6 protein-coding genes are annotated in these 6,934 nt (G+C 69.0%); 4 read left to right on the forward strand and 2 right to left on the reverse strand.

Annotated features, from left to right (window positions below):
* Positions 1 to 34: 34 nt before the first annotated feature.
* Together RJ05_RS15150 and RJ05_RS15155 are read right to left on the reverse strand one after the other, a co-directional pair.
* Complete coding sequence (locus tag RJ05_RS15150; protein ID WP_036537863.1) at positions 35 to 1,711, reverse strand: hypothetical protein; 1,677 nt, start codon at positions 1,709 to 1,711, stop codon at positions 35 to 37.
* Positions 1,708 to 2,037, reverse strand: coding sequence for a type VII secretion target (locus tag RJ05_RS15155; protein WP_036537864.1), 330 nt, complete (start codon positions 2,035 to 2,037; stop codon positions 1,708 to 1,710). Before RJ05_RS15155 ends, RJ05_RS15150 begins: the two co-directional genes overlap by 4 nt.
* A gap of 222 nt (positions 2,038 to 2,259) precedes the next feature.
* Here RJ05_RS15155 and RJ05_RS15160 point away from each other — a divergent pair, with 222 nt between their 5' ends.
* From RJ05_RS15160 to RJ05_RS15175, 4 genes are all read left to right on the forward strand, one after another.
* Complete coding sequence (locus RJ05_RS15160) at positions 2,260 to 3,264, forward strand: NAD-dependent epimerase/dehydratase family protein (RefSeq protein ID WP_036537865.1); 1,005 nt, start codon at positions 2,260 to 2,262, stop codon at positions 3,262 to 3,264.
* Between the two features lie 31 nt (positions 3,265 to 3,295).
* Positions 3,296 to 4,312, forward strand: a complete 1,017-nt coding sequence (locus RJ05_RS15165; protein WP_036537866.1) for an Rv2578c family radical SAM protein — start codon at positions 3,296 to 3,298, stop codon at positions 4,310 to 4,312.
* 128 nt (positions 4,313 to 4,440) lie between these two features.
* The gene (locus RJ05_RS15170) at positions 4,441 to 6,408 is read left to right on the forward strand and encodes a 2-oxoacid:acceptor oxidoreductase subunit alpha (RefSeq protein ID WP_234012188.1); all 1,968 of its coding nucleotides are present in this window, start codon (positions 4,441 to 4,443) and stop codon (positions 6,406 to 6,408) included.
* Positions 6,405 to 6,934: thiamine pyrophosphate-dependent enzyme (locus RJ05_RS15175; RefSeq protein ID WP_036537867.1), on the forward strand; the 530-nt coding region annotated here is incomplete at its 3' end. The genes RJ05_RS15170 and RJ05_RS15175, both read left to right, overlap by 4 nt.

Raw genomic sequence — 6,934 nt, forward strand, 5'->3', positions numbered from 1 at the left:
GGCCGCTGCTATGTGCCGAGCGTTCGGAGCGTGACTAGAACTGGTCCTGGTAGTAGTCGGACCCGTCGCCCTCGTCGGCGCTGGTGGCGCCGATGACCTCGGGCGTGGATTCGCCCAGCGGGCCGGTGAGGTCGTCGTTGCCGGTGCGGCTGCGGTACGGGTCGACGTTGCGCGAGTGCTCGTCCTCGTTGTTGTTGCGCTGCCCGGCGGCACCGGCCGCACCGGGGCCGCCCATGAACCCGGAGCTCGACGCGGGCGTGGTACCGAGGCCCGCACCCATCGGCATACCGGCGACGGGTGCGCGCATACCACCGGGCAGCGCGACGCCGCCGGGTGCACCGGAAGTGCCGGGCAGAGAAGGGATTCCGGCCACGCCGCCGCTGCCGGCGCGGCCCGCCGAGCCGCCGCTGCCGCCACGACCGAAACCGCCCGTGCCGAATGCGCCGGCGCCGCCACCGCTACCGGCCGAACCTCCGCTGCCGTAGCTCGCCGCACTGGTCGACAGGCCGTTGGTGCCGCTGGTGCCGGAATCGAATCCGGCCGCGGTGGTCGCGACCTCCTCGGCCTGCGACATGAGCGGTTCGCCGACGTTCTGCATGACCGCCTGCGCGATCTCCTGCGGCGCCGGGCCGTTCTGGCCCACCAGCTGACTCACCAGGCCGTTGAGCTCGGCGGTCTTGCCCGCCAGATCGCCGCGGGTGGCATTGACGACGCTGACCGCCTGGCCGAGGTGTTCGGTGGCGGTGGCCATCAGCGTGGCCTGCGCGGGCGGGGTCATGATCACCGGCGCGAGCGCGACGGCCTGGCCGGCGAACGAGGTGGCGATCGCGGTGAGCTGGGCATTGCCCTGCTGTACCACCGCGGCCGCGCGCTGGGTGAGCTCGGAGATGTCGATCCCGCGCTGGCTGGTCTCGAGTCCTTCGCTGTTGGCCTTCTGGCCCGCGTCCTGGGCGGCAGTGGCGGCCTGGCTCTGCCAGACCTGTTCGACGGCGCCGAGGCTGCCCTTGCCGACCTGCATCGCCATCTCGATGACCCTGGAGGACTGACTCAGGATGGCGGTGGGGTCGAAGGCTCCCATGACACCGGTGCCGAAGCTGCCGAGCAGATCGAGGATCGGCTTGAACAGCACGTCGATACCCGGCAGGGCAGGCAGCGCGATACCGCTCATCAGCGCACCGACCGGGTCGGCGGGCAGGGCGGGAAGCGCCGCGGCGGCCGGAGTGGCGCCCGCGCCCGCCGCCGAGGCGGCACTCGCGGCCGAGGATCCGCCGAGCACATTGCTCACCACACCGCCTGCCTGCCCGAGCACGCCATGGGCGGCGTCGAGGACCGGCGCCGCGGCGTGGTTGATCACGGCTTCGGCATCACCGATCAGTGCCGACGCCTCGGGCGGCAGGCCACTGAGCACATCTTCGGGCGTCGAGACGGGCGCACCGAGGCCGGACAACCCGGGCATGCCGACCGGGCCGGCGCCGACGCCCGGCCCCTCTTCGGTGATCTTTTGCGCCAGAACGAATTCCGGCGGCTCGATCGGCGGGAGATCGGCCGGTAGCTGCGGCATCGGCAGATCGAGGATCGCCTGCTGGTCGGATGGCACCGCAGACGCTTGCTGCGTGGCAGCGGCGGCCTGGTCGCGAGCCTGCTCGAGCAGCGAGCGATCGGCTTCCGGCGCGATCACGCCGGACGCGCCGGAGGCGTCCAGTGGTTTCACAGGACACCGCCGATCTCTCCGGCGGCCTTGCCGAGATCGCCGGCATTGCCGAGATCGGTGACGTCGTAATTGGTCGCCGAGCTGAACGCCGCCTGCGACAATTTGGCGTACTTGTCGGACAGATCCTGGATATCGCGCGCCTGCAAGACCTGCGCTGCCGCGAACGACAGCAGATAGTCGGCGCCGATCAGCCCGAACACCGGAGTCATCGCCGAGACGCTGGCGACCACGTCCATGTTCCCCGCCCCGGCGATATCGCCCGCGATCGCCGCATTCGTGGCACCGAACGCCCGGAGCCCTTCGGTTTCTACCGAGACATCACTCATGGAGCTGCCCCCCCAATCCTCATCAACATCAGTGTCGTCAACATCGCGTTGCTCGAACGTCCGCTCGTCTGCCCCTACAGCGCAAGTTCTCCCGACAGCACGGCCGCTTCGGTTGCGGCCCAATATAGCCGACGTCGCCGACATCGCTCGACCCCTCGTCACACGCGCGCGGCAAAACTGGAACGTGTTGCAATTTAGAACAAGTTCTATATTCTCTGTCCCATGAAGGTCGCAGTGACCGGCGCAGCCGGGTACCTTGGCACGAACTTGCTCCCCCTGCTCGCCGATCGCGGACACCAGATCACGGCGATCGACCGGGTCGTGCCGCAACAGCCCGGCCCAGCGGGCGTCACCTGGGTCTCCGCCGACGTCCTCGACCCCGAGTCCATGCGGTCGGCCCTTGCGGGCGCGGAGATCGTCTACCACCTCGTCGCGGTGATCACGCTCGCGGAGAAGAACGATCTGGCCTGGCGGGTGAACACCGAAGGCGTGCGAGTGGTGGCCGAGGCCGCCCTGGCCACCGGGGTACGCCGGATGGTGCACGCCAGCTCCATCCACGCCTTCGACCAGTACACCTGCGGCGGCCGCATCGACGAGAGCTCGGCGCGGTCGACCGACCCCTCGCTGCCGGTCTACGACCGCTCCAAATGGCAGGGCGAGATCGAGTTGCGGGCCGTCATCGAGCAGGGGCTCGACGCAGTGCTGTGCAATCCGACCGGCGTCTACGGCCCGCGCGACCTGAGCGTCCCGCTGTCGCGGATCAACCGCACCCTGCGCGACGCCGCGCTCGGCCGGGTGCCCGCGATGATCGGCGGCGGATTCGACCTGGTCGACGTCCGCGATGTGGCCGAAGGCCTGATCCTGGCCGGCGAAAAGGGCCGCACCGGTGAGAATTATCTGCTCGGCGGTGAAATGACCTCGATGCTCGATGTCTGCCGTACCGCTGCGACGGTCAACGGCAAGAAGGGCCCGCGATTCGTCATCTCACCCAAGGTGATCACCGGGCTCATGCCGGTGCTCGAGCCGATCGGCAAGCGCCTGGGCACCGACATCGTGTCCAAGGCCGCGATCGGCGCGCTGGTATCGGCGCCGATCGTGGACCACGGCAAGGCAACTCGTGAGCTCGGCTACCAGCCGCGGCCGCTGGAAGAGACGGTGCGCGATCTGGTGGCATTCTTCGCCGAGCCGACCGGCACCACACCGCCGCAATCACGGCAGATTGCTTGACAGCGGTTAGAACGCATGTTCGACTAGCGGGGTGCGGTGGCATAGCCAGACCCTGGACGCCGACGACGGCGCGCTGCCCGGCCTGGACCGGGCAGGCTTCGTCCGAACTGTACAGACCCCCGAATTCGATGGCATCACCTTCCACGAAGTGCTCTGCAAGAGCGCGTTGAACAAGATGCCCGAGGAGTCGGGCCTGCCGTTCCGGTGGACGATCAACCCGATGCGCGGGTGTTCGCACGCCTGCCGATACTGCTTTGCCCGCGGTACCCACGAATACCTCGACCTGGACGCCGGATCCGATTTCGACAACCAGATCGTCGTCAAGACCAATATCGCAGCGGTGCTGCGGCGCGAACTCGCGCGCCGCAGCTGGCATCGCGAAACCGTCGCCCTCGGCACGAATACCGATCCCTATCAACGGGCCGAGGGCCGATACCGGCTGATGCCCGGCATCATCCGGGCACTCACCGACTCCGGTACCCCGTTCTCCATCCTCACCAAGGGCACTCTGCTGCGCCGCGACCTGCCGCTGCTCACCCTGGCCGCGCGCCAGGTCCCGGTGCATATCGGGGTATCGCTGGCCATGCTCGATCCCGAACTCCACCGCAGCGTCGAGCCGGGTACTCCGTCGCCCAAGGCCAGGCTGGAGCTGGTGCGCGCGCTCGCCGATGCGGGCTTCGAGGTCGATGTCATGGTGGCGCCGGTGATCCCCTACCTCACCGACAGCAGCGCCCATCTGGACGAGCTGTTCGCCGCCATCGCCGACGCGGGCGCGCGCAGCGTCATCGCCTTCCCCATGCATCTGCGCGGCAGCACCCGCGGCTGGTTCCTCGGCTGGCTGGCCGAAACCCATCCGGCACTGCTGCGCCGGTACCGCCAGCTCTACGGCCGCGGCGCCTACGTCACGCCCGAGTATTCGCGCTGGTTGCGCGGCCGCATCGATCCGCTGCTGGAGCGGCACCGGCTCGCTCGGGAGACCCGAGAGCCCGATGAGACCGTCGAACAGGCTCCGGTGGCGGCCGATCCGCAATTGGCCCTGTTCGCCTGACCGGTCGGCCACCGCCACGCGGACATGGTGCGACGCGCCCACGATCGCCCGCTTTCCCGGCAGCCCACCCGCCGAGCGGAGTAGGTTGGCCAGGGGCAGCTCTCTTCGACAGGAAGTGAAGCAGGCACATGGTCGACCACCACGACATCGCGGAGCGGGCAGGCGATCCCGGTTCGACAGTGCGGGCGGCCGCCACCCCGGTGGATCGGGTGGTGATCCGCTTCGCCGGCGATTCGGGCGACGGCATGCAGCTGACCGGCGATCGCTTCACCCATGAGGCGGCCGCTTTCGGCAACGACCTCGCCACCCAGCCCAGCTTCCCGGCCGAGATCCGCGCGCCCCAGGGCACGCTGCCCGGGGTGTCGTCGTTCCAGATCCAGATCGCCGACCACGACATCCTCACCGCGGGCGATCAGCCGGACGTGCTGGTGGCGATGAACCCGGCCGCGCTGAAGGCCAACCTCGCCGATCTGCCGCGCGGTGGCACCGTCATCCTCGATACCGACGAATTCACCGCACGCAACCTGGCCAGGGTCGGCTACACCAGCGATCCGCGCACCGACGGAACGCTGGCCGATGTGGTGGTTCATCCGGTGCCGATGAGTTCGCTGACGCTGGCCGCCACCGAAGCGGCCGACATCGGCAAGAAGGCCGCCCAGCGCGCCAAGAATATGTTCGCGCTCGGCCTGCTGTCGTGGATGTACGGGCGCGAGCTCGGCGGCACCGAGCGCTTCATGCGAGAGAAGTTCGCCGGCTCCCCCGCCATCGCCGAAGCCAATATCCTGGCCTTTCACGCCGGCTGGAACTACGGCGAGACCACCGAGAGCTTCGCGACCACCTACACTGTCGCCCGCGCGGCCCTACCGCCCGGCACCTACCGCCAGATCACCGGCAACACCGCGCTCGCCTACGGGTTGATCACCGCGGGTCGGCTGGCGGGTCTGCCGGTCTTCCTCGGCTCGTATCCGATCACCCCGGCCTCCGACATCCTGCACGAATTGAGCAGGCACAAGGACTTCGACGTCACCACCTTCCAGGCCGAGGACGAGATCGCGGGCATCGGCGCGGCACTGGGCGCTGCACTCGGCGGAGCGCTCGGCGTCACCAGTACCTCGGGGCCGGGACTGTCGCTGAAGAGCGAGACGATCGGCCTGGCCGTGATGACCGAACTACCGCTGGTGATCATCGATGTCCAACGCGGCGGCCCGTCCACCGGGCTGCCGACCAAGACCGAGCAGGCCGATCTGCTGCAGGCCCTCTACGGCCGCAACGGGGAGTCTCCGGTCGCGGTGCTGGCGCCGCGCTCGCCCGCGGATTGCTTCGACACCGCGGTCGAGGCCGCCCGTATCGCGCTTACCTATCGCACGCCGGTGCTGCTGTTGTCGGATGGCGCGATCGCGAATGGTTCGGAGCCGTGGGCGATTCCGCGGGTGGACGAGCTGGCGCCGATCGATCCCGGCTTCGAAAGCGAAGCGCCCGGTGACGGCCCCTTCCAGCCGTACGCCCGGGATCCGGAGACCCTGGCCCGCCCGCTCGCGGTGCCGGGCACGGCCGGGCTGGCACATCGTATCGGCGGCCTGGAGAAATCCGACGGCAGCGGCGAAATCTCCTACGATCCCGGTAACCACGAACTCATGGTGCGGTTGCGGCAGGCCAAGATCGACGCGATCAGCGTCCCGACAGCCCAGGTCGACGATCCGGACGGGCGCGCGGAACTGCTGCTGGTGGGCTGGGGCAGTTCCTTCGGCCCGATCGGCGAGGCCTGCCGACGGGCGCGCAGGCGCGGTGTCCCGGTCGCGCATGTGCATCTGCGCCACCTCGCGCCGCTGCCGCCGAATCTGGGTGAGCTGCTGCGCGGCTATCGCACCGTGGTCGCACCGGAGATGAACGGCGGACAACTCGCGATGCTGCTGCGGGCCCGCTACCTGGTGGATGTCCGGCCGTGGACCAAGGTCGCGGGTACCGCGTTCTCCGCGCAGGAACTCGTCGGCGTCATCGACGCCGCGCTCGACGGATCACTCGACGACATGGAACAGGACAAGGCCTTCGCCGCCAGGGCGCGGGCCACCTATCGCAGCCCCGGGGGCCGCTCATGACCATCATCGACCTCACCGGAACCGGTGCCTTTCTCGGTATGCCGGACGCGTCGGGCACGGCGGCGGTGCCGCGCTCGGACACCCCGCACAAGGCCAAGGATTTCGCTTCCGACCAGGAAGTGCGCTGGTGCCCGGGATGCGGCGACTACGTCATCCTGGCGACGGTGCGTGGCTTCCTCGCCGAGCTCGGGGTGCGCAAGGAGAATCTGATGTTCGTCTCCGGGATCGGCTGTTCGAGCCGTTTCCCGTACTACCTCGACGCCTACGGCATCCATTCGATTCACGGCCGTGCGCCCGCGCTCGCCACCGGACTCGCGGTGACCAGGCCCGACCTGTCGGTGTGGGTGGTGACCGGTGACGGCGACGCGCTCTCGATCGGCGGCAACCATCTGATCCACGCGCTGCGCCGCAACGTCAACCTGACGATCCTGCTGTTCAACAACCGGATCTACGGCCTGACCAAGGGTCAGTACTCCCCCACCTCCGAGCCGGGCAAGGTCACCAAGTCGACGCCGATGGGTTCGGT

This window comes from Nocardia cyriacigeorgica NBRC 100375 (assembly GCF_000308555.1).
Lineage (GTDB): Bacteria > Actinomycetota > Actinomycetes > Mycobacteriales > Mycobacteriaceae > Nocardia > Nocardia cyriacigeorgica.

Coding starts and splice junctions, on each gene's coding strand:
- RJ05_RS15155 (WP_036537864.1), bottom strand. CDS start 2,037: ATGAGTGATGTCTCGGTAGAAACCGAAGGGCTCCGGGCGTTCGGTGCC.
- RJ05_RS15160 (WP_036537865.1), top strand. CDS start 2,260: ATGAAGGTCGCAGTGACCGGCGCAGCCGGGTACCTTGGCACGAACTTG.
- RJ05_RS15170 (WP_234012188.1), top strand. CDS start 4,441: ATGGTCGACCACCACGACATCGCGGAGCGGGCAGGCGATCCCGGTTCG.